The sequence below is a fragment of the Hymenobacter sp. BRD67 genome (assembly GCF_013256425.1).
In the GTDB taxonomy this organism is placed as follows: Bacteria; Bacteroidota; Bacteroidia; order Cytophagales; family Hymenobacteraceae; genus Hymenobacter.
Genome location: NZ_CP053904.1, coordinates 4,300,160 through 4,325,334, shown reverse-complemented (window position 1 = coordinate 4,325,334; position 25,175 = coordinate 4,300,160). Strand labels below are relative to the sequence as shown.

General features: G+C 57.6%; 19 protein-coding genes, 3 rRNA genes, 3 pseudogenes and 1 riboswitch. Of the genes and pseudogenes, 14 read left to right on the top strand and 11 right to left on the bottom strand.

Annotation, left to right across the window (positions count from 1 at the left end):
* Window positions 1-571: 571 nt before the first annotated feature.
* From GKZ67_RS20205 to GKZ67_RS20150, 12 genes and pseudogenes are all read left to right on the top strand, one after another.
* A 16S ribosomal RNA gene (locus GKZ67_RS20205) occupies window positions 572-2,086 on the top strand.
* 241 nt (window positions 2,087-2,327) lie between these two features.
* Window positions 2,328-5,237 (top strand): 23S ribosomal RNA (locus GKZ67_RS20200).
* A gap of 84 nt (window positions 5,238-5,321) precedes the next feature.
* A 5S ribosomal RNA gene (rrf, locus tag GKZ67_RS20195) occupies window positions 5,322-5,433 on the top strand.
* Together the 16S, 23S and 5S rRNA genes form the textbook arrangement of a ribosomal RNA operon.
* Window positions 5,434-5,848: 415 nt before the next feature.
* Window positions 5,849-5,958: riboswitch (SAM riboswitch) on the top strand.
* A gap of 287 nt (window positions 5,959-6,245) precedes the next feature.
* A complete protein-coding gene (locus tag GKZ67_RS20190) occupies window positions 6,246-7,247 on the top strand; it encodes a RimK family alpha-L-glutamate ligase (RefSeq protein WP_173246119.1) in 1,002 nt (333 codons plus the stop codon).
* A gap of 2 nt (window positions 7,248-7,249) precedes the next feature.
* Window positions 7,250-8,274: pseudogene (locus GKZ67_RS25385) on the top strand (LLM class flavin-dependent oxidoreductase).
* A gap of 372 nt (window positions 8,275-8,646) precedes the next feature.
* Window positions 8,647-9,879, top strand: a complete 1,233-nt coding sequence (locus GKZ67_RS20180) for an NADP-dependent isocitrate dehydrogenase (protein ID WP_173246116.1) — start codon at window positions 8,647-8,649, stop codon at window positions 9,877-9,879.
* A gap of 633 nt (window positions 9,880-10,512) precedes the next feature.
* The gene (locus tag GKZ67_RS20175) at window positions 10,513-11,223 is read left to right on the top strand and encodes a hypothetical protein (protein WP_173246113.1); all 711 of its coding nucleotides are present in this window, start codon (window positions 10,513-10,515) and stop codon (window positions 11,221-11,223) included.
* Entirely contained in the window at window positions 11,202-11,690 is a 489-nt protein-coding gene (locus GKZ67_RS20170; protein WP_173246110.1) for a TolC family protein, read from the top strand. The genes GKZ67_RS20175 and GKZ67_RS20170 overlap by 22 nt, the downstream gene beginning before the upstream one ends.
* A gap of 266 nt (window positions 11,691-11,956) precedes the next feature.
* Window positions 11,957-12,628 carry an HlyD family efflux transporter periplasmic adaptor subunit gene (locus tag GKZ67_RS20165; protein WP_173246107.1) on the top strand — a complete coding sequence of 224 codons (672 nt, stop codon included), beginning with the start codon at window positions 11,957-11,959 and terminating at the stop codon, window positions 12,626-12,628.
* The gene (locus GKZ67_RS20160) at window positions 12,598-12,795 is read left to right on the top strand and encodes a hypothetical protein (RefSeq protein ID WP_173246104.1); all 198 of its coding nucleotides are present in this window, start codon (window positions 12,598-12,600) and stop codon (window positions 12,793-12,795) included. Before GKZ67_RS20165 ends, GKZ67_RS20160 begins: the two co-directional genes overlap by 31 nt.
* Window positions 12,796-12,826: 31 nt before the next feature.
* Entirely contained in the window at window positions 12,827-14,443 is a 1,617-nt protein-coding gene (locus GKZ67_RS20155) for an efflux RND transporter permease subunit (RefSeq protein ID WP_173246101.1), read from the top strand.
* Entirely contained in the window at window positions 14,383-16,047 is a 1,665-nt protein-coding gene (locus GKZ67_RS20150) for an efflux RND transporter permease subunit (protein WP_254244968.1), read from the top strand. The genes GKZ67_RS20155 and GKZ67_RS20150 overlap by 61 nt, the downstream gene beginning before the upstream one ends.
* Window positions 16,048-16,115: 68 nt before the next feature.
* Here GKZ67_RS20150 and GKZ67_RS24010 read toward each other — a convergent pair whose 3' ends face one another.
* The 7 genes and pseudogenes from GKZ67_RS24010 to GKZ67_RS25380 all read right to left on the bottom strand — a co-directional run bounded on the left by GKZ67_RS24010 (window position 16,116) and on the right by GKZ67_RS25380 (window position 21,925).
* Complete coding sequence (locus GKZ67_RS24010) at window positions 16,116-16,814, bottom strand: prolyl oligopeptidase family serine peptidase (RefSeq protein ID WP_254244967.1); 699 nt, start codon at window positions 16,812-16,814, stop codon at window positions 16,116-16,118.
* Window positions 16,739-18,328: a DPP IV N-terminal domain-containing protein gene (locus tag GKZ67_RS20145; protein ID WP_254244966.1), complete on the bottom strand. Its 1,590-nt coding sequence runs from the start codon at window positions 18,326-18,328 to the stop codon at window positions 16,739-16,741. Before GKZ67_RS20145 ends, GKZ67_RS24010 begins: the two co-directional genes overlap by 76 nt.
* Window positions 18,329-18,852: 524 nt before the next feature.
* Window positions 18,853-19,002, bottom strand: a complete 150-nt coding sequence (locus GKZ67_RS24005) for a hypothetical protein (protein ID WP_254244965.1) — start codon at window positions 19,000-19,002, stop codon at window positions 18,853-18,855.
* Complete coding sequence (locus tag GKZ67_RS24000; protein WP_254245292.1) at window positions 18,975-19,148, bottom strand: chloride channel protein; 174 nt, start codon at window positions 19,146-19,148, stop codon at window positions 18,975-18,977. The genes GKZ67_RS24005 and GKZ67_RS24000 overlap by 28 nt, the downstream gene beginning before the upstream one ends.
* A 43-nt stretch (window positions 19,149-19,191) precedes the next feature.
* Window positions 19,192-20,270, bottom strand: a pseudogene (locus GKZ67_RS20140) (chloride channel protein).
* 544 nt (window positions 20,271-20,814) lie between these two features.
* Entirely contained in the window at window positions 20,815-21,186 is a 372-nt protein-coding gene (locus tag GKZ67_RS22780; RefSeq protein ID WP_254245291.1) for an amidohydrolase family protein, read from the bottom strand.
* A gap of 466 nt (window positions 21,187-21,652) precedes the next feature.
* Complete coding sequence (locus GKZ67_RS25380) at window positions 21,653-21,925, bottom strand: hypothetical protein (RefSeq protein ID WP_410505095.1); 273 nt, start codon at window positions 21,923-21,925, stop codon at window positions 21,653-21,655.
* Here GKZ67_RS25380 and GKZ67_RS23995 point away from each other — a divergent pair.
* Window positions 21,911-22,051, top strand: coding sequence for a hypothetical protein (locus GKZ67_RS23995; RefSeq protein ID WP_254244964.1), 141 nt, complete (start codon window positions 21,911-21,913; stop codon window positions 22,049-22,051). The genes GKZ67_RS25380 and GKZ67_RS23995 overlap by 15 nt on opposite strands.
* 142 nt (window positions 22,052-22,193) lie before the next feature.
* Here GKZ67_RS23995 and GKZ67_RS22770 read toward each other — a convergent pair whose 3' ends face one another.
* The 4 genes and pseudogenes from GKZ67_RS22770 to GKZ67_RS20120 all read right to left on the bottom strand — a co-directional run bounded on the left by GKZ67_RS22770 (window position 22,194) and on the right by GKZ67_RS20120 (window position 24,216).
* On the bottom strand, window positions 22,194-22,337 hold the full coding sequence (locus GKZ67_RS22770) for a hypothetical protein (RefSeq protein ID WP_217278642.1): 144 nt from the start codon (window positions 22,335-22,337) through the stop codon (window positions 22,194-22,196).
* Window positions 22,338-22,354: 17 nt separating this feature from the next.
* Window positions 22,355-23,161: an aspartate carbamoyltransferase catalytic subunit gene (locus GKZ67_RS20130; protein WP_217278641.1), complete on the bottom strand. Its 807-nt coding sequence runs from the start codon at window positions 23,159-23,161 to the stop codon at window positions 22,355-22,357.
* A 647-nt stretch (window positions 23,162-23,808) separates the two neighbouring features.
* Window positions 23,809-23,991: pseudogene (locus tag GKZ67_RS25375) on the bottom strand (IS3 family transposase); the annotation flags it as partial.
* A gap of 63 nt (window positions 23,992-24,054) precedes the next feature.
* The gene (locus GKZ67_RS20120) at window positions 24,055-24,216 is read right to left on the bottom strand and encodes a hypothetical protein (RefSeq protein ID WP_173246099.1); all 162 of its coding nucleotides are present in this window, start codon (window positions 24,214-24,216) and stop codon (window positions 24,055-24,057) included.
* Window positions 24,217-24,896: 680 nt separating this feature from the next.
* On the opposite strand from GKZ67_RS20120, the gene GKZ67_RS20115 reads away from it, so the two are divergent.
* Entirely contained in the window at window positions 24,897-25,139 is a 243-nt protein-coding gene (locus GKZ67_RS20115; RefSeq protein WP_173246096.1) for a hypothetical protein, read from the top strand.
* Window positions 25,140-25,175: the final 36 nt, after the last annotated feature.

Genomic DNA, 25,175 nt, shown 5'->3' with positions numbered 1-25,175 from the left:
GCTAGCTAAAAGCAGTACCTTTGCAGTCCCAAACGGCAACCGGCCCACTGGAAACGCCCAAAATCGTCAGCTTTCGGAAAAATCCTTCTCAGCAAAGGAACTCTGAAAAAGACCGGAATGTCTGATTTATCGGACTGCAAAAACAGCCACCGCAAATTTATTTTTGCCTAAGCTGTGAGAAGCTAAAAAAGCTACCTACCTTTGCACCCCGCTTCAAAAGGAAGTAGGAAGGACTTAAAAAAACAAAAGTAAAAACAATAATTTTTTTGCTTAAAACTTGGAAAGTCAGAAAAGTTAGCTACCTTTGCACTCCCAATTAAAACAGGGGCTTGCAAACAGCAGGAAAAGTCTAGCTAGACTAGTCACCAGGTTACTTCAACAGGAAGTAACACATGTTCTTTGAATGTTGGAAATAGACAAAATAGGTAGGCGCTTGCCTACTAAGCATTGCTTCGGCAACGCCGCAGAGGCAAGCAACTAAGCTAAACGAATTAGATTACAAACGTCAAATAGAGCACAAGGCAAGCATCTCGACATCGTTCCTACTACGGTAGTGAATTTGGAATATTTTACAATGGAGAGTTTGATCCTGGCTCAGGATGAACGCTAGCGGCAGGCCTAATACATGCAAGTCGAACGGGGTGTAGCAATACATCTAGTGGCGCACGGGTGCGTAACACGTAACTAACCTACCCAGCACTGGGGGATAGCCCGCCGAAAGGCGGATTAATACCGCATAAGATAATAGTCCGGCATCGGGCAGTTATTAAAGATTTATTGGTGTTGGATGGGGTTGCGGGTCATTAGCTAGTTGGTTGGGTAACGGCTGACCAAGGCGACGATGACTAGGGGAGCTGAGAGGCTGGTCCCCCACACGGGCACTGAGATACGGGCCCGACTCCTACGGGAGGCAGCAGTAGGGAATATTGGGCAATGGGCGAGAGCCTGACCCAGCCATGCCGCGTGCAGGACGAAGGCTTTCTGAGTCGTAAACTGCTTTTGACAGGGAAGAATAAGCACTACGTGTAGTGTGATGACGGTACCTGCAGAATAAGCACCGGCTAACTCCGTGCCAGCAGCCGCGGTAATACGGAGGGTGCGAGCGTTGTCCGGATTTATTGGGTTTAAAGGGTGCGTAGGCGGCTCTTTAAGTCCGGGGTGAAAGCCCGTTGCTTAACAACGGAACTGCCCTGGATACTGGAGAGCTTGAGTACAGACGAGGTTGGCGGAATGGACCGAGTAGCGGTGAAATGCATAGATACGGTCCAGAACCCCGATTGCGAAGGCAGCTGACTAGGCTGTTACTGACGCTGAGGCACGACAGCGTGGGGAGCGAACAGGATTAGATACCCTGGTAGTCCACGCCGTAAACGATGGATACTCGCTGCGGGCTAAAGATTGTCCGTGGCTTAGGGAAACCGATAAGTATCCCACCTGGGGAGTACGCCGGCAACGGTGAAACTCAAAGGAATTGACGGGGCCCGCACAAGTGGTGGAGCATGTGGTTTAATTCGATGATACGCGAGGAACCTTACCTAGGCTAGAATGCGCGTGACCGGCTCAGAGATGAGCCTTTCCTTCGGGACACAAAGCAAGGTGCTGCATGGCCGTCGTCAGCTCGTGCCGTGAGGTGTTGGGTTAAGTCCCGCAACGAGCGCAACCCCTATGGTTAGTTGCCAGCACGTAATGGTGGGGACTCTAGCCAGACTGCCTGCGCAAGCAGTGAGGAAGGCGGGGACGACGTCAGGTCATCATGGCCCTTACGCCTAGGGCGACACACGTGCTACAATGGACGGTACAGCGGGTAGCTACTGGGCGACCAGATGCCAATCTCGAAAAGCCGTTCTCAGTTCGGATCGGAGTCTGCAACTCGACTCCGTGAAGCTGGAATCACTAGTAATCGCGCATCAGCCATGGCGCGGTGAATACGTTCCCGGGCCTTGTACACACCGCCCGTCAAGCCATGAAAGTCTGGTAGACCTGAAGCTGGTGCTCCGCAACGAAGCCAGTTAGGGTAGAACAGGTAATTAGGGCTAAGTCGTAACAAGGTAGCCGTACCGGAAGGTGCGGCTGGATCACCTCCTTTCTGGAGCTGCCTTGTACTCGACGTTTTTAAGTTAACTTTAGTAGCTGATAGCTACTTATTTTGTCTATTTCCTCCATTCAATATTATCAGAAGTATAGGTCAAGTCTATACTTCGCCTCACTACCAATTGGGTAGTAGATGTTCTTTGACGTAAGGGAAAACAAGAGAGAGAAGTAAAAAGCGGGGGTAGGTATTTTAGGATACCTACTCAACTTGGCTCAAGCAATTGAGCAAGTCGCAAGCGAGAAGTAAGCAAGAGCACACGGGGGATGCCTAGGGTCTCAGAGGCGAAGAAGGACGCGATAAGCTGCGATAAGCCGGGGGAGGGGCACATACCCGTTATATCCCCGGATGTCCGAATGGGGCAACCCCGCTGGTTGAAGACCAGTGACTCTTCTTTTAGGAGAAGAGGGCAAACGTTGGGAACTGAAACATCTCAGTACCGACAGGAACAGAAAATAACAATGATTCCCCAAGTAGTGGCGAGCGAACGGGGAGGAGCCCAAACTAGGGCGGTTACGGCCGCTCTGGGGTTGTAGGACTGCAAGATCTGATTGAATCGAGTTAGCTGAAGTGTGTGGGAAAACACGCCAGAGACGGTGAGAGCCCGGTAAGCGACAATTCTGATTCACGGTAGCAGGATCCTGAGTAGGGCGGGGCCGGAGAAACCCCGTCTGAATCCAGCGGCACCATCCGCTAAGGCTACATACTCCTGAGACACCGATAGTGAACCAGTACCGTGAGGGAAAGGTGAAAAGAACCGCGGATAGCGGAGTGAAAAGAACCTGAAACCGTGTGCTTACAAGCAGTTAGAGGACTTTTGTAGTCTGATAGCGTGCCTTTTGCATAATGAGCCTACGAGTTACTCCTCCCTGGCAAGGTTAAGCGCTTAAAGGCGCGCAGCCGCAGCGAAAGCGAGTCTGAATAGGGCGCGTAGTCAGGGGGGTAGACGCGAAACCTAGTGAGCTACCCTTGAGCAGGATGAAGGAGCGGTAACACGCTGTGGAGGTCCGAACCAGTTTCCGTTGAAAAGGATTTGGATGACTTGAGGGTAGGGGTGAAAGGCCAATCAAACTAGGAAATAGCTCGTACTCCCCGAAATGTATTGAGGTACAGCGTCGTGGTTAGGTTACAGGCAGGTAGAGCTACCAATAGGACTAGGGGTGTCAGAGCCTACCGAATCCTGATGAACTCCGAATGGCCTGTAATTCATACACGGCAGTGAGGCCTGGGGTGCTAAGGTCCCCGGCCGAGAGGGAAAGAACCCAGACCCGCCGCTAAGGTCCCTAAGTTCTAGCTAAGTTGAACAAAGGAGGTCCAGTTGCTTTGACAGCCAGGAGGTTGGCTTGGAAGCAGCCATTCCTTTAAAGAGTGCGTAACAGCTCACTGGTCGAGCGACCGGGCATCGATAATACGCGGGCATCAAGCTAGGCACCGAAGCGCGGGATTTGACATGTATGTGTCAAGTGGTAGGGGAGCATTCTGGTTGCGGAGAAGCCGTCCTGTCAGGGCATGGTGGAGCGTCCAGAAAAGCACATGTAGGCATGAGTAACGATAAAATAGGTGCGAAACCTATTCGCCGATAGACTAAGGTTTCCAATTCAACGCTAATCGGAATTGGGTTAGGCGGGACCTAAGGGAGAGCCGAGAGGTGTACCCGATGGCAAGCCAGTTGATATTCTGGCCCCCGGAACAGAAAGTGATGCAGGGACGCAGGAATGAACGTACCGCGAGCGGACGGAAGTGCTCGTTAAAGCCCGTACCTAGTAGGATGGTAGTTAAGTACGCCAACCTAGGGGAAAGGTGATAGTACCACACGGCCTTCGGGCCACGTGGATAGTGTACCTAAGGACTGCCAAGAAAAGCTGCTAAACGTTGTATTCTGTTTCGGCCCGTACCGCAAACCGACACAGGTAGTCAAGGAGAGTATCCTGAGGCGCTCGAGTGAATCACGGCCAAGGAACTCGGCAAAATGGTCCTGTAACTTCGGGAGAAGGGACGCTTCCTCTAGTGATAGAGAAGCCGCAGTGAAAAGACCCAAGCGACTGTTTAACAAAAACACATGGCTTTGCTAACGCGTAAGCGGACGTATAAGGCCTGACACCTGCCCGGTGCTGGAAGGTTAAGAGGGGAGCTTAGTCGCAAGGCGAAGGCTTGAATCGAAGCCCCAGTAAACGGCGGCCGTAACTATAACGGTCCTAAGGTAGCGAAATTCCTTGTCGGGTAAGTTCCGACCTGCACGAATGGTGTAACGATTTGGGTGCTGTCTCAGCCGTGAGCTCGGTGAAATTGTAGTCTCGGTGAAGATGCCGAGTACCCGCCACGGGACGGAAAGACCCGTGCACCTTTACTATAGGTTGCCATTGGTGATGGGTTCAGTATGTGTAGCATAGGCGGGAGGCGTCGAAGCAGGGCCGCTAGGTCTTGTGGAGCCAACGTTGAAATACCGCCCTTACTGTGCCTGTTGCCTAACTCTGAGTCTTCAGAGAACAGTGGCTGCTGGGTAGTTTGACTGGGGTGGTCGCCTCCAAAAGAGTATCGGAGGCTTTCAAAGGTCCGCTCAGTACGCTTGGTAACCGTACGTAGAGCGCAATAGTAGAAGCGGGCTTGACTGTGAGACTGACTAGTCGAGCAGGGTCGAAAGACGGATATAGTGATCCGGTGGTTCCGCATGGAAGGGCCATCGCTCAAAGGATAAAAGGTACGCCGGGGATAACAGGCTGATCTCCCCAAGAGCTCATATCGACGGGGAGGTTTGGCACCTCGATGTCGGCTCGTCACGTCCTGGGCTGGAGAAGGTCCCAAGGGTTCGGCTGTTCGCCGATTAAAGTGGCACGCGAGCTGGGTTCAGAACGTCGTGAGACAGTTCGGTCCCTATCTGTGGTGGGCGTTGGATGATTGAGAGGACCTGACTTTAGTACGAGAGGACCGAGTTGGACCAGCCGCTGGTGCGCCGGTTGTCCCGCCAGGGGCAGCGCCGGGTAGCTACGCTGGGAGCAGATAAGCGCTGAAAGCATCTAAGTGCGAAACTCACCTCCAGATGAGTCATCCCAAAGAAAGGTTCGTGGTAGACGACCACGTAAATAGGCCGCAGGTGTAAAGTCAGAAATGACACAGCTGAGCGGTACTAAGGAACCGAGGACTTACGCTTGTCCCACACAGTCTTTCTACTTCTTTCTCTTTTCCCTTATGTCAACGGTTTTGTAGCTGTCCTGAACACGACAGCCACGCCAGCAATGGTGGCTTTAGCCCGGGTGTTCACCTCTTCCCATTCCGAACAGAGTCGTTAAGCCCCGGTGCGCCTATGGTACTGCCTTCACCGGTGGGAGAGTCGGTCGCCGCCAACTTTACAACAAAAGCCCTGCTCCTTGCGCTTTCATCAGCGGCCCGGAGCAGGGCTTTTGTGCGTCCCGGCCTAATGCGTCTAGCCCAGCTCTTACCCGAGTTATTGGTGCTGAAGGGGAATCTTAAGCCTGAATAAATTATACTGGAAGTAATTGCTGTTTCAGCGAAGTTATCTGCCTTGTACATTCACCATGACTTCCTTCGCCCAGCATGTGAGGCATACGGATTGGTCTACATGGAACCGGCGGATACATTGAGGGCCGACGACAACTATAAATGTAGCTGCCAGAAATGTAGCTGCCAGCCACGCTGCCTATAACCAAGCGCTTTCCTGCTACTACACATTGCTACCATAGAGCGCTTATGAAAGCGCGTTCATACCTTTGCTGCATCAATTCCTTTTATCAGAAAGGATTGTTTTTATAACGAGGCGCGGAGAGACAGGCTCGATGAAACGCCGGCAACCTTGGCTTGTGCCAAACGGTGCCAACCGAAGGCTGGCGCACTACGCGCCGGCGGTATAAAAACAACACGCCGTGCGCTCCCTCCTCCCCTCCCCTACCCCGCTTCGCAACTTAGCCTGCCGCTCGTGGGGCTGTTGTAGCCGTGGCTGTTGAGCAGGCTACGCGACACTGCTGGCCGCCGGCTGGCTAAGCCGTCGGCACCTCACTCAGACGGGCCAATCGCATAATATATTAAATTTAATATATTATCAGTCCGAACCTGTACCTTTCTGAGGCTGTTGTTGCTATAACCCGGCGCGTGCGTTGCCTGTCAGGCTTTTGCTTTGTTCCCTTTCACTTCTTTCTTAGTTATGTCGCTTACCTCCAAGCCGATAGGCATTTATTATGAACACCCCGAGTGGTTTAAGCCACTGTTTGCGGAGCTGGACCGCCGTGAGTTGCCTTACGAAAAGATTGACGCTGCCCATCATCTGTTTGACCCGACGGAAGTTGAAAGCCCCTACGCGCTTGTTGTGAACCGGATGAGCTCGTCAGCTTATCTGCGCGGGCACGGGCAGGGTATTTTTCATACCGCAGGCTTCGCTACGCACCTTGAAGGGCTGGGCGTACGCATCATCAACGGCTCGGTAGCTACCAGCATCGAAACCAATAAGGCAAGGCAGTTGGCGCTGTTTCGGTCGCTGGGCTTAAAATACCCTAACTCACGGGTAGTAAACCACGCCTCCCGGGTGCCGGATGCGGCCCGCGAGCTGCGCTTTCCTATTGTGGTGAAGGTAAATATCGGCGGCAGCGGCGCGGGTATTATTCGCTTCGATACCATTGAGGGTGTAGAGGCTGCTGTAGAAGCCGGCCAGATTGACCTAGGTATCGACCAGACGGCCTTGGTGCAGGAATACGTGACGCCCCGGGGCGGCCACATTCACCGCGTAGAAACGCTGGAAGGCAAGTTTTTATACGCTATGAAGGTGTATACTACCGGCGAGAGCTTCAACCTGTGCCCCGCCGAGATATGCCAGATTCCGGAAGCACCGTCGGCTGATTTCTGCCTGACAGAAGCGCCTAAGAAGGGCATTCAGGTAGAAGCCTTTACGCCACCGGCCGAAGTAATTGCTGCGGTGGAGCGCATTGTGGCAGCTGCCAAAATCGACGTGGGCGGCGTAGAGTACCTGATTGACGACCGCACTGGCGACGTACTGTTTTATGATATCAACGCCCTGTCGAACTTCGTGGCCGACGCCGTGAACGTAGTAGGCTTTGACCCGTACGCGCGTTTTGTAGACTACCTCGAAACGCAAGTGCCGGCCGCCCCGGCCGCCGTATCTGCTCACGCCGAAACCGCCCTGGCTGTCTAGTTATGCGCTATGGTTATTGGATGCCCGTCTTCGGCGGGTGGCTGCGCAACGTCGAAGACGAAAATATGCGGGCCGACTGGGACTATGTGAAAACGCTGGCCCAGCGCAGTGAGGAATTAGGCTACGACCTCTCGCTCATTGCTGAGCTGAATCTCAACGATATAAAGGGCGAAGAAGCGCCGTCGCTGGATGCGTGGAGCACGGCGGCGGCCCTGGCGGCCGTTACCAAAAAGATTGAGCTGATGGTGGCCGTGCGGCCAACCTTTCACTCACCGGCTTTGCTGGCCAAGCAGGCCGCCAACATCGACCACATCAGCAACGGGCGCCTGTCGCTCAATGTTGTGTCGTCGTGGTGGCAGGATGAGGCTAAAAAGTACGGTGTGCACTTTGAGCAGCACGACGACCGCTACGCCCGTACTGCGGAGTGGCTGCACGTGGTAGATAACCTCTGGAAGCAGGACCACTTCTCCTTTGAAGGCAAGTTTTACAAGGTGACAGATTCTATTCTTCAGCCCAAGCCGCTGTCGCGGCCGCGGCCGTTTTTGTATGCCGGGGCGAGTCGGAGGCGGCTAAAAACCTGATTGCCAAGCAGTGTGATGGCTACGTGATGCACGGCGACGACCCTGCTGCCATCGGCCGGCGCATTCAGGACCTGAGCGAGCGCCGCGAAAAGCTAGGTTTGCCGCGTATGCAATTTGGCGTGGCCGCCTATTCTATCGTGCGTAACACCGAGCAGGAAGTAAAGAAAGAGCTTGACCGCATTACGAACGTGCAGGGCTCGGCAGCTGGCTACAAAAACTACCAGCAGTGGCTGGCGGGCACCCAGCTCGAAAATCAGGTGTCGCTGCAAGACTATTCGGTATCGAACCGGGGCCTGCGCTCGGGCCTCACCGGCACGCCGGCCCAGGTAGCCGACCGTATCGCGGCTTTCGAGGCGGTAGGCGTCGATTTGTTTTTGCTGCAATGCAGCCCACAGCTGGAAGAGATGGAGCGCTTTTCAGAAGCTGTCATTCAGGTGCTGGCGTAAGCAGGGCTAAATATCTTATTTTACATATATTAGCAAGGCCTTCGGAACTGTTCTTCCGGAGGCCTTGCTGCTTAACGCAAGGGTAGCCAGCCGCGAAGCTTGTGGCAGTTTATGGTTTGCCGGTAACGATTCTCCTAGCGTGCCTAGCAACATGCAAAACGGTGGAAAATGATGCCGAGCAAGCTGTTTTTATAAATAATTAGCAGCGTTTCGCCAGTGCAAACGTTTGCGACAACCTACGGCTGCCCATGCGCAGAAAGCCTTGCTTAATATTGACCCCGGTAATGACCGCGCCAGACTGGTGCGGGCTGGCCGGCTGGCTTCTTCTCTGGCCGGAGCCTGGTAAAAACCCTCAAAAAGCCCTTAGTGGACATGACTAAAATAAAAGTAGCTAACCCCGTAGTAGAGCTCGATGGCGACGAGATGACGCGCATCATCTGGAAGTTTATTAAAGACAAGCTGATTACGCCGTATCTGGACCTCGACATCAAGTACTATGACCTCGGTATTGAGTACCGTGACCAAACTAATGACCAAGTAACCATTGACTCGGCCAACGCCATTAAGCAATACGGCGTGGGCATCAAGTGCGCTACCATCACGCCCGATGAGGAGCGCGTGCAGGAGTTTGGCCTGAAGCAGATGTGGAAGTCGCCGAACGGCACTATTCGCAACATCCTGGATGGCACAGTTTTCCGGGAGCCGATTGTGATGAGCAACGTACCCCGTCTGGTGCCCAACTGGACGGCACCCATCTGCATTGGCCGCCACGCCTTCGGCGACCAGTACCGCGCTACCGACTTCGTAACCAAGGGCAAGGGCAAGCTCACCATCACGTTTACGCCCGAGGACGGCGGCGACGTGCAGTCGTTTGAGGTATTTAACTTCAAAAACGACGGCGTCGCCCTGGCCATGTACAACACCGACGAGTCGATTCGGGGCTTTGCGCACGCCTGCTTCAACCAGGCCCTGATGAAAGGCTGGCCACTGTATTTGTCTACCAAAAACACCATCCTGAAAAAGTACGATGGCCGCTTTAAGGACATCTTCCAGGAGATTTACGAGCAGGACTACCTGGCAAAGTTCAAAGCCGCCGGCATCACCTACGAGCACCGTCTGATTGATGACATGGTAGCTTCGGCCCTGAAATGGCACGGCAACTTTGTGTGGGCCTGCAAAAACTACGACGGCGACGTGCAGAGCGACACCGTGGCGCAGGGCTTCGGCTCGCTGGGCCTGATGACTTCCACACTCGTAACGCCCGATGGCACCGTAATGGAAGCTGAGGCCGCGCATGGCACCGTAACGCGCCACTACCGCGACCACCAGGCCGGTAAGCCCACTTCGACTAACCCCATCGCTTCTATCTTCGCCTGGACGCGCGGCCTGGAGTTTCGGGGTATTCTGGATGGCAACCAGGAGCTTATCGACTTCTGCAAAGCCCTGGAAGCAGTGTGCATCGAAACCGTGGAAAGCGGCAAAATGACCAAAGACCTGGCCGTGTGCATTCACGGCAACAAGGTGCAGCATGGCCGCGACTACCTCTACACGGAGGAGTTTCTGGAAGCGCTAAACGAAAATCTGAAAATTAAACTGGGCAAGTAGGTCGCGGGTTACGCCAACCCGATAGGTTTATCCTGCTGGAAACCAGGCTTACTATTACTTCCTAAATAGCTTTAGAATCAAAATCAGAATCAAAAAGCGCCGGCCCGCAGGTCGGCGTTTTTTTGTGCGTCTGCTTTCGCTATACCCAACGCAATCCCTACCATGACCGCACTAGTGCAGTTTTGCAATCAGGATACCTGTTTCGTTCTAGCTGTGGCCTCACCCCGGCCCCTTCCCCGAAATGGAGAAAGGAGAGGGGAGCCAGTCAAATAGTCGTGTACACATTTGCGCTAAACAGCGTGTTGTTTAGCTGCCCAAGGAGTTTCGCCACTGGGCATGCTTCATTTTGTGACTGCTTTGCTACGACGGGGCTAATTGTTCGTACAAGCTAGGCAATAAACTTACATTTTAATAATATTTTAATTATTACTCATATAAATTAATTTAATTTCTCCGTTTTTCTTCAGAATTTCAGCTGACCTTTATAGTATGCTTATTTGCCTTCGCTTACTACTGCTTGGCTTACTGTTAACTGGGACGGTAGCCCAAGCTCAGGTAAGCCCTTCCAGCCTGGCAACCCTGCCAACCTTACCGATGCCAGAGCCAGCCAGTCCGCGCGCGCTGCCTGGCTTTTTGGCGACAGCCTACCAGCGGAGCCCGCTGCTGAACGACCTGCGCAACCAAGTAGCGCAGAACCGCCTCGACAGCCTGCGTCGCAAAGCGCAGAATGGCCTGCAAGTGGCTGGTGTTGGGGCCGCCGTGGCCACGCCCGTTTTGACCAATAAAAATGGCGACCAAGTACTGGGCTACGACCAAGCCGTGAGCAACGGCGGCAACTACGCCAGCTATGCACAGGCGACCAAGCCAGTGCTCAACCGTTTTCAGCTGCAAACCGACTACCGCATCCTGGGCAACCAAGGGCTGGCGTTACGCAACAGCGGACAGCTTTCGCAGCTCGATTTGCGTCGCTCCGTGACCGACCAGTTTCTTACAGCCTATACTGCCCAGCTGCAGCTTGATTTTAGTCGCACACTGCTGGCGCAGCTGCGCCAGCAGGATAACCAGCTGCGCCAGCTCGTGAACGCCGGTATTTTCAAGCAGACGCAATACCTAAGCTTTTACCTATCGGTACGCACCCAGGAGGTGACGGTGGAACAAAACCGCCTTGCCTACCGGCGGGAGCTGGGTACGCTACGCTACCTGGCCGGCGTGGGCGATACGGTGCTGCTGGCGCTTACGCCCCCGAGCCGCCTACCCACCGGGGGCTGGCTGGCCTCACCTCCATTACCCAGCGGCGATATACGCTTGACAGCCTGCGGAATGTGCTGGACCGCCAAGCCGTAGATGCCACCTACCGGCCTAAGCTGAGCGCGGTGGTGGACGCGGGCGTCCAGTCGTCGCAGCCGGCATTGCTTGCCTTGGGTCACAGCACCGGCTTTGGGGCGGGCTTTCTGCTTTCGCTGCCCATTTTTGATGGCCACCAGCGGCAGTTGCAATACCAGCGCATCGACCTGACCGAGCAGAGCCGACGCGGGTACCGGCAATTTCTGACTATTCAGCGGCAGCAACAGTACGACCAGCTGCGAGGGCTCATCCGGGCCTCCGAGGCGTTGGCCGCGCGCATTCGCGAGCAACTGCGGGTGGCCGAGGCGCTGGTGGGCGCCGCCCAGCAGCAGCTGGCCACGGGCGACGTACTTATTCTCGATTACCTCAACCTGGTGACGAGCTACCGTACCCTGCAATTTAGCCTTACCCAAGCCGAAACTGACCGCCTGCGCAGCCAATATGCCCTGGATTATCTGGGTGAATGATGCGGGTAGCTCCTTTTATTCACTGCCTGACAACCTTTTATAAGCGAACCCCCAGGTGGCTTAGCCTTTTGCTGACGCGTTTGCTCCGCTAAGGTCTACCGTGCTCGTTACGAGCTGCTGACCTTTTACTATGCTTACCCCATGTCCTACCGCCTTCCGTTTGCTTGCTTACTGCTTTTACTCACTGCCTGCCATTCGGGAAGCACCCCGGCCGCTGAGGCGCCCCCGCAGGGGAGGCGGAGGTAAAGCCTCGCGCTATCGTCACGGTGGGTACCGTGCAGCACGATACGCTTACTGATGTGTTGCAACTGAGCGCGGTGTCGGCCTACCCGGCCAAAGACGTGCTACGGGCCACCACCACTGGCTACCTGCTGGCTCCGGTGCCGGTGCCGGGCCAACGCGTGGCGGCGGGCCAGACTATCTTTACGATGCAAACAAAGGAGAGCCGGGTGCTGCATCTCGACAAGCTTACCGGCGACCCCGGGCTGCGCTTTTCGGGCATTATCCGAATAAAAGCCACCCAGGCGGGCGTGCTCGCCACGGTCGATAAGCTGGCCGGAGACTATGTGCAGGATGGCGAGCAGCTGGCCATGAGCTACGACCGTAACCGGTTTGGGTTTCTGCTTGACGTGCCCGTGACGCAGCTGCGCTACGTGCACACCGGCCAGAGCTGCCGCATCAAGCTCCCCGACGGGCGCGTGCTACCTGGGCGCGTGACCCAGGAGCTGGCTACCGGCGACGCTACTCTGCAAACCCAGCGCTACACCGTGCGGCCCACCGGCGCGGTGCCCGACCTGCCCGAAAACCTGGCCGTGCAGGTCGAGCTCGACCGTACCGCTCCCCACCTCACCCCCACCCTACCCGCGCCGCACTGCTCACCGACGAAACGCAGACGGAATTCTGGGTCATGCGCCTGCTCAATGATTCGACGGCCATAAAGGTGCCGGTGACCGTGGGCAACCAGCAAACTGACCGCGTCGAAATTAAGTCCCCCACGTTTACCAGTCGCGATAAAATTTTATTCAGCGGCAACTACGGCCTCGGCGATACAGCAGCCGTGAAAGTGCAGCGCGCTGGCCAAGCTGTGCCGGCGACCACCGAATAAGGAGCGCCGTTTTTATTTTCTCAGACTTCGTATGCGCACTCCTTTTTTGCAGGCCTACAAGGCCCCCATCGCGGTGCTGCTGGCGCTGGCGCTCGCGCTGGGCGGGCTGGCTTACCGGCGCCTCACGGTAGCCCTGTTTCCGGAAGTGACTTTCCCCAAAGTGAAGGTGATTGCCGACGTAGGCCTGGCGCCGGTTGACCGCGTGATGGTGACCGTGACCAAGCCGCTGGAAGATGCCATGAAGCAGGTACCGGGCCTGCGGCTGTTGCGCTCGACCACCAGCCGGGGGTCATGCGAAATCTCGGCCTATCTCAACTGGGGCGTCGATGTGGTGCAGGCCCAGCAGCTCATTGAAAGCCGTCTCAACCAGGCCCGGGGCAGCCTGCCTGCCACTATCAACATCAGCGTGGAGCGCATGAACCCGGCCATTCTGCCGGTGATGGGGTACACACTGGAGGCGCCCGGCCACTCGGCCCTGGAGCTGCGGCGACTGGCCCTCTACACGATTAAGCCTTTTATCTCGCAGGTGGAGGGGGTAGCGGCCGTGCAAATTCAGGGCGGACGCACCAAGGAGTATGAGGTAGAGCTGATTCCAACCCAGCTAGCGGCCCTGGGCATTGGCCCCGAAGCTGTGCAGACCGCGCTGAATAACACCAATTTTGTGCAGAGCAACGGCTATCTGGCCGACTACCGCCGCCTCTACCTCACGGTGACGGACGCGACTATTCTCCAGAAAGAAGACCTGGAGAATGTGGTGCTGCGCAATGATAACCGCCGCATTGTGCGTCTGGCCGACGTAGCCACGGTGCGCATCGGCGAACAGCCCGAATACATCCGCATCAATGCCAACGGGCACGACGCGGTACTCATCTCGGTGCAGCGCCAGCCAGCGGCCAACGTGGTGGAAGTCAGCCAGGGCGTGGCCGCCAAAGTGGCTGCCCTGCGCGTGGGCCTGCCCCGCGGCATTAAGCTGGCGCCTTACTACGACCAAGCCGATTTCGTGTCGGAAGTCGTGCGCTCGGTGCAGGATTCTCTGTGGATTGGTCTGGCGCTGGCCCTGGTGGTGACGTCGCTATTCCTGCGCTCGTGGAAGGCGTCGCTCACGCTGGTGCTTACCATTCCGGTGGCCCTGGCCCTGACCCTGGCAGTACTTTACTTCGTGCTGGGCTATTCGCTCAACATCATGACCCTAGGGGCAATTGCCGCCGCCATCGGCCTCATGATTGACGACGCGGTGGTGATGGTTGAGCAACTGCACCGGGTGGGCGAAGAGCACCCGGCTGCCACGCCCGGTGAGGTAGTGGAGCGCTCAGTAAAACACTTATTACCCGCCCTGATAGGGTCGAGCCTCAGCACCATCGTAATTTTCCTGCCCTTCGCCCTGCTGGGTGGTGTGGCCGGAGCATATTTTAAAGTACTCGCTACCACAATGGTAGTGGCGCTGGTGTGCTCCTTTTTCGTAGCTTGGCTCGGGCTGCCGGTCGCCTACCTCCTGCTCAGCAAAAAGAACAAGGCAACCCAACCAACCAGTCCGCTGCCGGCCAGCGATGGCTTTGGCCCTCCCGATGCCCCGCCGATGCCACCACCGTGGCCGCCGACGACAGCCTGGAGCTGGAAAAGCGCGCATCCGGGCCTTCCAAGCAAATGAAGGGCGGGCAAGCGGTTACGGAAAACGACACGACGGCTACGACCCAGCACCACGACATACCGTGGGTGCGCTCAGTTATCCGCCACCCAGCTTATAGCGTGGTGGGAATTCTGCTGCTGCTGGGGGTGATGGCGTTCGTCATTCCACGCCTGGCCACCGGCTTTTTGCCCGACATGGACGAGGGCGCCATTGTGCTGGACTACCATTCGCCGCCCGGCACGGGCCTCGACGAAACCGACCGCATGCTGCGCCAGGCCGAAAAGCTTATCGTGAAGGTGCCCGAAGTGGCAAGCTACTCACGCCGGACCGGCACGCAAATGGGCTTCTTCATCACCGAGCCCAACAGCGGCGACTACCTCATCCGCCTCAAAACCGACCGTAAGCGCTCAACCGAAGAAGTGATTGCTGACCTGCGCCAGCGCATCGAATCCACGGAGCCGGCCCTGGTGGTAGACTTCGGCCAGGTTATCGGCGACATGCTCGGCGACCTGATGAGCACCGTGCAACCCATTGAAATAAAGGTTTTTGGCCCCGACCCCACGCAGCGCTATGCCCTGGCCAACCAGGTAACCGAGGTGGTGACAAAAACCGCCGGCACGGCCGACGTTTTTAACGGCATCGTGCAGGTAGGCCCCAGCGTGGACGTGCGCCCCAACCCGCGCAAGCTGGCCCAATTTGGCCTTACGGCTACCAGCTTCCAGACGCAGCTGCAAACGCAGCTGGGGGGCACGGTGGCCGGCAACGTGCTCAGCGGCGAGCAGCTGCTCAACATCCGGCTACGCTACCCGCAGGCGGCCGAGGCTACCCTGGCCCAAATGCGCGGTGAGCCCGTATTTCTGCCCAATGGACAGCGCCGCCGCCTCGACGAGCTGGCCGACGTGACCGTGACGACAAGCAGCGCCGAGTTGAACCGGGAAAACCTGCAAGCTATGACGGCCGTGACTGCCCGCCTCGACGGCCGCGACCTAGGCTCGGCCATGCAGGAGATTCAGCAGAAGATTGTGCGTGATGTACCGCTGCCGCCCGGCTATTTCATCCAGTACGGTGGCTCCTACGCCGAGCAGCAGCAGTCGTTCCAGGAACTGCTAACCATCCTGGGCACGGCTTGTTTGCTGGTATTCGCGGTCGGCTTATTTCTGTTCCGGGATATAAAGGCTGCGGGGCTGATTCTACTCGTCGCTATCCTGGGGCCGGCCGGGGGCAGCCTAGCGCTGTACCTTACCAATACGCCGCTGAATGTAGGCTCCTACACCGGCCTCATCATGGTAGTAGGCATCATCGGAGAAAATGCCATCTTTACCTTCCAGCAGTTCAACGACTTCCGAGCCGAAGGCGGCCCGGTGGAGGCGGCCATTGCCTACTCCATCGCCGCCCGGCTGCGCCCCAAGCTTATGACGGCACTCTCGGCCATTGTGGCGCTGGCCCCGCTGGCGCTGGGCATTGGGGCCGGCGCGCAGCTGCACCAGCCGCTGGCCATTGCCGTCATCGGGGGCCTGCTGCTGGCGTTGCCGCTGCTGCTTGTGGTGCTGCCCAGCCTGCTGCGCCTGGCTTACGGGCGGGGCGAAGCTGCTGCCACTAACAAGCCAACACCAGTTAGTATATAGAATTAATACAGCAAACGTATTAACAAGGACAAGGCACTGGCCCCGCCAGCAGCTATTCACTGCTTCGTCTACTGCACCACATTGCGCGGGTCGGGCGCGGGCTTCATTTCGTAGTCGTGCGGCGGCTGGGCACCCGCCAGGTTCTGCACAAAGTAGTCCCAGCGGCGGCGTGTCATATAGGGCGAGTAGGCGCCGTAGCCGTGCGCTGCGTTTGGAAACACTACCAGGTCGTAGCTCTTGTTGGCTTTAGTGAGGGCCTCCACCACGAGCATCGTATTGGAAGAAGGCACGTTGTCGTCCATGAGGCCGTGGGCCAGCATCAGCTTGCCTTTCAAGTTCTTGGCGAAGATGGCATTGGCCTGATTGTCGTAGTTGGTGGTGCCGTCGGGGTTGGTTTTGAGCAGGCCGATATAGCGCTCGGCCCAATCGTCTTCGTAGTTGCGGTTTTCATGGTTACCCGACTCCGAAATGCCCACTTTGAAGAAGTCAGGGTAGCGAAACATGGCCGCAGCCGTGGCGTAGCCGCCGCCCGAGTGCCCCCAGATGCCGGCCCGCTCCAGGTCGATGTACGGATACTTTTGCGCCAGCTGCCGCATACCAGTCACCTGGTCCGAGAGCGTGTTTTCGGCCATATTGCCGTAGCAGCCATCGTGATAAGACTTGGAGCGCAGCGGGTTGCAGCTGCCCTCAATCACCACCACCACAAAGCCCAGCTCGGCCAGCGCCTGATTATCGCCGCGCGCCGCCGAAAACGACCAGCTACCCACGCCCCACCCTGCGGGCCGGGGTAGATATAATTTATAATCGGGTACTTTTTGGCCGGGTCCAGCGTCGTGGGCGTGAACATCAGGCCGTAGAGGTCCGTCCGGCCGTCCTGGGCTTTCACCGTGATGGGCGCGGGCGCTTTCCAGCCGGTGGCCGTAAGGCGCGAGATATCGGTTTTCTCCACCGTTAAAATCAGCTTACCATCGGCCCCGCGCAGCACGGTTGCGCCCGGCTTGTCGGGCTGCGAGTAGGTGTCGAGAAAGTAGCGGCCCGAGGGCGCCAGTGCCACCTGGTGGTTGCCGGCCTCGGGCGTGAGCAACGTCAGGTTCTTGCCATCCAGCCCAATGCGGTAGAGGTGCGTAAAATACGGGTTGCCCGGCTCGCGCCCATCAGCCAGGAAGTAAAGCTGGCGCTTGGCCTCGTCTACCCGCAGCAGCTGCGTCACTACAAAGTTGCCCTTGGTAATCTGGTGTTTCAGCGTGCCGCTGACCGCGTCGTAGAGATACAGGTGTCCCCAGTCATCACGCTCCGAGTACCAGATAACCTCCTTGGTTTTGGGCAGGTAGCGCCAGTTGATGGCGTGCTGGCCCGATTCGTACTGCGTAGCCACGGTTTCGGCAAATACGTCGCGTACTGCGCCGGTGGCGGCATCGGCCACGCGCAGCTTTTCCTGCTTGTGGTCGCGCGAGGTCGATACAAAAGCCAGCTGGCTGGCGTCGGGGCTCCAATCCACGTCGTCGAAGGTGCCGCTGCTCGAAATATCATCCGACAGCGACGCACGGTGCGGGTCCGGAGCTACTTGCAAGCGCACCACTTTGGGGCTGTTCACTTCAATAATCACCCGCTCAATCATGGCAATGTCCTTGTCGCCGGCCAGCGGGTACTTCCACGCTTTCAGCGTGGGGTGGCCTACGTTGGTCGTCATCAGGTACATGTCGCCCACGGCGCGCTGGTCTTGCCGGAAAGTAGCAATTTTGCGCGAGTCTGGCGACCAGCGCAGCACCGGCTGGTCGCTGTGGGTCCAGCCGGCATTGTCAGTGGCGTAGCCGTAGTCCTTAACGCCGTCAGTAGTAAGCTGGGTGGCCTGGTTGGTTTTCGTGTCGCGGACCCACAGGTTATAGTCCTTGATGTAGGCGGCCAGCCGGCCATTGGGCGACTCCACTTCGTTCTGCGCGTTGGGGCCGGGCTGGGCATCACCGGGGCTTAGCTGGCCGCTGCTGAGGTTGTACTGCCAGCTTTTACCGGCGGCAGCGAAGGAAACCGACTTTTCATCGGGCGAAAAGGCAATGTCACGAAATGGCAGCCGGCCGGCCTCGTAGGTTTTGCCGCTGGCCTCAGATAGCGCCGCGGCCAGCCTGGCGTGGTCGAAAGCGGCCGTGCGGGTTTTGCGGACCGGGTCAACCAGCACAAACTCGCTACCCTTGGCCGTCAGTACGCGGTACCAGAAGCGGTCGCCCGGCAGCCAGTGGGGCTGGCCGGGGATGCCATCTACCAGGGCCTGGGTATTATAGCCCATAAAGCGCTCAGCGCGGGCATAGTCCTGGTCCGTAAGAACGGGTCGCTGCTGAGCCGTAGCCCGGCAATACTAAAAAGCGTGGCGGCCACAAGGCCAATACGTACTTAAACATAAGCTTGGCATGAGTTGCGGGCGAAAGGTAGCACGGCGCTCTCTCACCTGGCAAAGCGAATGCCCCGCTACCGGGACTTTCCTATAGCAAGTTCAGGGTGGATGTAGAGACGCCTCTTTGCGTCTCGGCGTCCGCGCCGTAAGAAAAGCCTCGCTCAGCTATCGTTCAACGCCGAGGTGAAAAGTAGTTTTCATATATTTTATATAACATATATTATAATATAATTACTCTACCTAACTGTGTAGCCAGCTTACCTCACGAGCCCCTTTGGGCCGGCCTCCTTACCCAAAGAGAGGCGGAGCCAGACGACTTGTTTTATTAACGGATTTTCCTGGCTCAGCAATAGAATTGGTTGTTGCTCACTGAGCCTCCGCAGCCCGACTTTAGTCTTTAACGGGCGCCGGGGCAGGCTTCACTCTTCAACGCGTGTTGGGGCAGGCTTTTCGTCTACGTCAGGCTGGGTAGCTACCTCCTGCGCCAGCGACTCCCGGATAAAGCCTTGCTTGAGGTGCTCATAGAGGGAGTGCGGGTCGACTAGCGCGGCAACAGCCTGAGCCAGCATGGCCCGAGCAGCAATTGAAAAATAGCCGAGTGCCGGTCTGTCATCTCCAGCACCAGGATAGCAGCCGTGAACGGCGAACGGACCACCCCGGTCAGAAAGCCGACCATGCTGACCAGGATGAGCAGGTTGCGGTCGGGCACAGGCACCCCGGCCAACCGCGCCAGGCCATCGCCCAGCAGCGCCCCGCGCTCAGCGAGGTGGCAAACACGCCGCCGGCCCCGCCGCCACTATAGCTGAGCACCATGCCCACGAAGCGCGCCGGGAACAGGTAGCCGGGGTGACCCCGCTGTTTTGAAACAGCAGCTGATTGATAATTGGCTTGCCCGTGCCGATTCCTTCGCGGCCGACCAGGTAAGCCAGGCTGCCCATCAGCACCCCACAGCCCAGCACCCAGCTCAGTTGCGCCGCCAGGGTTGTGAACCGGCGGCGGTACTGCCCCACGGCTAGCAGCGCCTTGGCAAACAGCGCCCCTGCCAGCCCGCAAGCCAGTGCACAGCCCATAGCCAGCACCTGAAACCAGCCGGCCGGAGAGGTCACCTTCGGGAAGCCTAGGTAGAGGTAGGAACCCAGAAACTGCTGGGCCGTGAGCCCGGCGATAATAACGGCCGCGAATACGGCCAGGCGGAAGCGCGACAAGTGAATCTGGGTGAGCTCCTCAACCACGAACACGATGCCCCCAGCGGCGTATTGAAGGCGGCCGCCAGGCCAGCTGCCCCGCCGGTTACCAGCGCAATCTGGCGCGAAAGGTGTGGCCAGCTGGCTGGCTGCAAGCGATTGATAGTCCGGAATATAGCGGCCGATATCTGGATAGTGGGGCCTTCGCGCCCGATTACGCCCCCACCCAGTAGCAGCACGACGCTGCTCACAACCTTGACGGCAGCAACCCGCAAACTCAGCAAATACTCGGTATGCCGATGCTGAGCGGGGTTGGATAGCTCAATGCCGGCCATGACCTGCGGGATACCGCTGCCCCGCGCAGCAGGTGCCAGGTAGTACACCAACGCCCACGAGAGCAGAAAGGCCAGCGGCGTGAGCACAAAGGCCAGCAGGGGCACGCGGCCCAGCCAGTCAAAGCTGAGTTGCTCGGCCCAGACAAATATTCGTTCATACCCTACGGCTACCAGGCCGGTCAGCAGGGAGGCAATCCAAAACGGCAGACTTTGCAAAATGAGGCGCCGCACCCGTGGCGTATACAGCCGGCGAATCAGGTGCTGGTCGAGCCAGGCAAGCACTCGCGCGTAGTGGGAGTGTGGGATAGAATCGGACATAAAAGGGGCAAGTGCCGCTGGACTGTGCTAGCCTGCACGGGCCAGCAGGGGCATTACCAGGGGCATACGTAAAGCAGCCAGCCAAAAACGAACAGGTTACCTTGTTTCTTCCGGAAATAAGTTGACCGGAGCCCTGCTAGTCTTTGCCCAACTGATACCGGGAGAAGGTAGCGATGGCCTGCCTTGCGCTTTCGTCGACGAATGAGAAAATTATTGGCAGCCAGTATATCAAATAATGAAGCTGTTCAGGAAGTTGAAAGCCCGTCAGGCTTCACTACGCTCAGCCCGACGGGCTACTTTACCTGATGAGACGCCGCCGTGGCCGACTCGGCGGCGTCTCATCAGCAATTTAAGTGAGACGGCTTCCTAAACCGTTGCAACGCATTACGACCCAGTTTAAGGCCTTGATTGCCTGATTTTTCAGTAGGGACATTCTTGCATAGCCTGCGTACGGGCCACCTCTTGCCGCCGCACACGCTCCCGATGGTCAGCTCATTGCAGGACAAACTATTCAGCCTCATTCAGGCCTCAGCGCAATGAACGGTTAGCGCTCCAGCAGGATTTCCGTGCCTAAAATCACCAGGTCTACCCGACCTTTCAGCGTCTGGTTGATAAAGGGTGTGTTCTGGGATTTGGATTTCATGAATTCCCGCGTGAAGGTCGTTTCCGCTTCGGTATCGAATAAGAGGCAGTCGGCTTGCTGGCCGACTTCGATGGCAGCTGCCGGCAGGCCCATCAGGCGGCGGGGCTCCGCCGAATAGCGCTTCACCACCAGGTCCCACCCAAATTTTCCGGGCTCGACGAAGTGGTGATAGAGCGAGACAAGGGCCGTATCGAGGCCGGTGATGCCATTGGGCGCGCTGATAAAATCCTGGGCTTTTTCGAAGGGAGTGTGCGGGGCGTGGTCGGTAGCAATGAGGTCGAATACGCCGTCGATGAGCCCGCGAGTAGGGCATCACAATCGGCCTGCGTCCGCAGCGGCGGGTTCATTTTATAGTTCGTGTCGTAATCCCCGATGTGCTCGTCGGTGAACAGCAGGTGATGCGGGGCCACTTCGGCCGTCACCTTCACATCGCCGCGCGATTTCCACCAGCGAATGGTTTCCATGCCGAGCTTGCTGGACACGTGCTGGATGTGCACGTGCGCGCCCGCCGCCCGGGCCAGGCGAATGTCGCGGTCGATAATGATTTCCTCCGCGCACGCCGGCGAGCCCTTAATGCCGAGCCGGTAGCTCATCACCCCTTCGTTGAGGGCGCGCGGCCCGGCCAGCTCCGGCACCTCGCAGTGGCTGGCAAAAAACATCCCAAACTCGGTGGCGTACTGCATTGCCCGCAGCAGTACCGCCGGGTCGCCGGTGGTGTCGCCGTCGTCGGTGAGCATTTTCACCCCAAGCTCGCGCATGCCCTCGATTTCCGCCAGCTCCTTGCCCTCGCGGTTCTTGGTGACGCAGCCGGAAGTATACACCGGAATGCGCGACCGGTGCTTGGCATTTTCCAGCACGGTGGCCACCGCGGTCGCCGAATCGAGGCCGGGCGGGTGTTGGGCATCATCACCACGCCGGTAATGCCGCCGTTGATGGCCGCTTCGCTACCCGTAGTGATGGTTTCCTTGTTCTCAAAGCCGGGGGCGCGGAAATGGACATGGGCATCAAACATGGCGGGCATCAGAACCCGGCCGTGCGCGTCGATGACGCGGGCGCCCTCGGGAATGGCCAGGCGGCTGCCGATGGCCCGGATTTTTCCTTCGACAATCAGGACATCGCTTTCGAGAAGCACTGGTGAATTTTCGGAGGCAATGCGGGCATTTTGAAGGAGAAGCATAGCTGGATGAGTGCGGTAAACCGGCAAGAGGGTGTTACTATTTTATAATTTTAATATTCAAACGCGCGGGCAAAGCCCGCCGCATCCGGCGGTCAGGGCGTAATCACCGTTGAGCTGGCTCGTTGCGGGCGGCATACGCTTCCTGCCGCGGGAACTCCCCACCCGGCGTGAGCCAGTCGAGCACGGCCATGCGAACGGAGATGCCATTTTCGACCTGGTTGGTGATAAGGCTGCGCTCGTAGTCCATAACGGCGTCGCAGAGCTCTACCCCCGGTTTACGGGGCCGGGGTGCATGATGTAGAGGCCGCGGTCGCGGATTTCCGCCAATCGGGTATTGGTGATGCCGTAGACCCGGTGATATTCGCGCACGCTGGGGAAAAACTGCACGTCCTGGCGCTCCAGCTGCACCCGGAGCAGGTACACCACATCGGGCGCCCAGGTCATGGCCGCCTCATAGTCGGTGAAGCGTCGGATGCTTGCCGGCACATACTTAGGCACCAGTGAGCCTGGGCCGAGGTAAGCAACCTCGACGCCCAGCTTTTGGAGCAGGGTGCTGGTGGAGCGCGCGACGCGGGAGTGAAGAATATCGCCGATGATGAGGACTTTTTTGCCCCTGGGGTCAGGAAATTTCTCCTTAATAGTGAAGGCGTCCAGCAGGGCCTGGGTAGGGTGCTCGTGCGCCCCATCGCCGGCATTGATGACCGCCGCCGTGGTTTGGCGGGCAATCATGCCGGGCAGGCCGGAGTGACTATGGCGGACGACGATGTAGTCAGTGCGCATGGCCTGGAGCGTCTCGATGGTCTCGCGCACCGACTCGCCCTTGGTAATGGAGGAGTGGTCGACGTTGAAATTCGTCACCTCCGCCGACAGGCGCTTGGCCGCGACCTCGAAGGAGGAGTGCGTCCGGGTGCTGGCCTCGTAGAACAGCATGAGCACGGACTTGCCCTCGAGAGCAGGGATTTTTTTCACCGAGCGGGTGAATAGTTTTTTAAACGACGTGGATTGGTCGAGCAGGAACTCGATTTCCTCACGGTGAAGGGATGCGATGTCGAGCAGGTCTTTACGTGCCATACCGAAGCTGAAGAAAATGAGATTGACTAGCTAAAACGGACAATGTGAACTCTTATCTGCCCCGGCCTACGACGGAAAAACGGGCTGCTGGCGTGGGCTAAGGCGCTGGCGGCAGCCGCCACGGTTGCGGGCAAGGCGGTTAGCGTCCACGGGGGTATAGGTGGGGTAGCAGCGGGGTTGTGAAATACAAATTGGCTGTGGGGCAGCACCCGACGAGCTCAACGGGCATAAAAAAACCGTTTCGGAATCCGAAACGGCAGCGGGGCAACAATCAAAAAAAATAACGGAAATACCAGAAGTAAAATCGGGAGAAACGATGGTAGTGAAGACCTTCCGGCTCCCTCGCGGTTCCCGGCCGAGCAGGGTTCCGCGCTTCATCAACAAGTTTTTTGGTTGAAGCATGATGCAAATTTACGGCATTATTACGCCCGGCAATTCATTGGCAATGTTGATTTTTTTGACACTGCTTGTCTCAAATCTTATTTTCGACCTAAGGAGCTATACGACACACTTTTTGTCATTCATTTCGTCATCAAAAAAATGATGGGCCGCGTAACCAGTTGCTTTGCAAGCACAATCCATCTTAACTTTAGAGAGACGTTGCAGTGAGGGGACACACTCCCCCAGCCTGGCTTGGGTTGGTCTAGTTAGGCAGGAGAGAATTGGGCGATAGTGGCAAGTTTCTGTTGATGAAAGGGATAAGGCTTTAAATAGCCAATACTGGAGCGGCGGCGCTGGTGATTGTAGTAGTCAAAATAGTCGACCACGCTGGCTTGCGCGTCGGCCGAGTCCAGGAAAACAGGCCAATCGCGAAGTTCGAGTAGCTCCGTTTTGAGGCGGGACCAGCGGCACTCCGCCTGCGCGTTGTCGTAGCAGCCGCCCCGGCGGCTGTGCTAGAGCTGGGCCTGGGCGTTGCGCAGCAGGGTTTTGTAGCCGTTGCCCAAGTACTGGCCGCCCCGGTCGGAGTGGACAATCAGGCCGGGAGCGGGCCACTGGGCGAGCAGCGCCCGCTGCAAGGCCGTAATCACCAGCGCCTCGGGCATGTCAGCGCGCACCTGCTAAGTGCCGCCCCGGCGGCACCGTGCCCACCACCTGCCTGGTACATACGTCCTGAAAGGCACAGCAGTAAACCTACTGACTGGAGGCCAGCGGCAGATACGTGATATCGCTGGCCAGGCGCAGGGCTTCGGCGCGGAAGGCCGCATCATAGCGCGGCCGTTTCGTGGGAGGCGCTTTTTCCATGGAGGTGGGAAGTTAGCACCTAATTCTCTTCTATTTCACCCGACCACCTCAGTATCACTTGCTCACCCGCCCGCCTGGCTCAGCTGCTGGCGGGCGGGTGACCTACTGGCCTTTCACAAATACCAACGAAGTTGCGCCAGCCCCCTCCAGCGTAAAGGTGCTCTTGATGGTGTAGCCCTCCTGATAAAGTTTGGCAATCAATTTTTGGTACCCTTGCGAAGTAGCCATCTTTTTTTCATCATTTTGCCCAGCCGGTATTTCCAGCACCTCGCTTTTACCATCCTCCCGGGTGATAATAGCCTTAATCGTGAATTTTGTTCGCCCATAGCTTAGGCTTACGACGACAACCCCTGGCCCACTCGTTTGGGCCAGCAGGCACGCGCAGAGAAACAGGAGCTTTTTTATAGCTCCAAAGTATAGCCCTTTTCTGATGAGTGGATGAGGGCTGCCTACCTACTGGCCTACCACCTCAAAAAACCTGCCTTCACCCCACTTGTCACTACCGCCTTTTTACCTAGTCTATGCCAACCTACTGACTCGCCGGGCCTACACGCGCCGCGACTACGTGTTCCTGGCCCAGCACTACCGCCACCGGCCGGCCGCGGCGCTGGCCCACGCCCTGGGCCGCACGCCCGGCAGTCTCTACCGCTTTATTGCCCGCTACCCGAGCTACGCAAGCAGGGCCGCCCCTGAGCACCGATTAGGTATAAGTTGCTTGCCCCAGCCTGGGGGCTAGCCCAGCTTTACCCCCGGGTTCAACAGCCCGTTTTTC